The 1,292-nt window shown below is 54.4% G+C and carries 1 protein-coding gene; it reads right to left on the reverse strand.

Annotated elements, in window-relative coordinates:
• Nucleotides 1-60: 60 nt before the first annotated feature.
• A partial coding sequence (locus L8H52_RS30265; RefSeq protein WP_242210166.1) for an integrase core domain-containing protein occupies nt 61-1,292 on the reverse strand: 1,232 nt, incomplete at its 5' end.

Genomic DNA, 1,292 nt, shown 5'->3' on the forward strand with positions numbered 1-1,292 from the left:
CCCTCACTGTAGAGACCGGTACATCCTTTACAAATTAGACCGGGGACATCGTTTACACCTTTACAGGCTTGAAACGCGTTTGGCGCCGCTTTCAAGTCTGCCTAAACAGTGGCTGCAAAGGTACAGTTCCCAAGCGTCATCAGCCACTTCCTTCAGCGCGATGTCCTCTCCAATCAGAGCCTCTCCTAGAAAAATCAGCTGTCCTTTCCATTTAATTTCCCCATTTGACCGAACCTTGCGTACTTCAACATCGGAACCGTATTCAATCGCAGGCAAGTAACCGGGATAAGCGCGTGTCGACGGGCTATAGACAGATGCCGGCGGTTTCATGCCCAGCGCGGTGTGTGGTCGGTGGTGGTTAAAGTCTTGGATGAATTCCTGAAAAGCCAACTGCTGGCGCACCAGGTTTTCCGCCGGTGGCACTGCTGCCTTTAGCGTTCGATGCATCCGTTCATGTCGACCATTTTGGTCGGGACGGCCAGGCGTAATCGTTTCGACATGGATTCCAAGCCTGATGAACCAAACCGATAACTTCGAAAGTCGCGCCAGACCTGTCGATGCGAAAGGAGCGCCATTGTCAGTGCGGATCACATCCGGCAGCCCATATTCTCGAAAAGCCCACTCGAAGCCTTCCCGCGTCGGCGCTCCGTGCGTACTGGGCAAAGCGCGACAGACGAATAAAAAGCGGCTCATCTGATCGGTAATGGTCAGCGGATAGCACCAATTACCGTCCTGCATTTTGAACTGCCCTTTGTAATCAGCACACCAAGTCTGATTGGGCGCGTCGACCGGACGCAAATGTGTTGGAGCACGGGGACGCGGGGGATAGGGCCGTCGCGCCACCACCAAACCAGCTTTCTTCAACCACTCCCCGGCGGTGCTCGCGGCCGGCCAGTGGATATCCGGATCGGAGACGCGTAGACGATCAATGATCTGTTTAGGTCCCCGATCGGGGTGCTCGTTTTTCTTGGTCAGCAGCGTGGCAATGATTTCGTCGGGCGTTTGATGAGGACAGTTCAACGGCTTGCGCGATTGCTCTTTCAAGCCATCCACGCCCAACGCTGCATATCGTTCCAGCCATTTGTCGATGGTTGGACGGCTGACGCCATAGCGCCGGCTTAATTGGCTCTTGGTGTAGTTACCGCCAAGCCAGTCACTGACTAACTTCACTCGTTGATCCATTGGGGACTCTTGATTCCAGGGCATGGTCAGCACCTCCTGACCATGATTAATACCTGTAAACCATGTCCCCGGTCTCAAACGTAAAGGATGTACCCGGTCTTTACCCACCC

The organism is Pseudomonas sp. CROZ-RG-20F-R04-15, assembly GCF_022662375.1.
Classification (GTDB): Bacteria; Pseudomonadota; Gammaproteobacteria; order Pseudomonadales; family Pseudomonadaceae; genus Aquipseudomonas.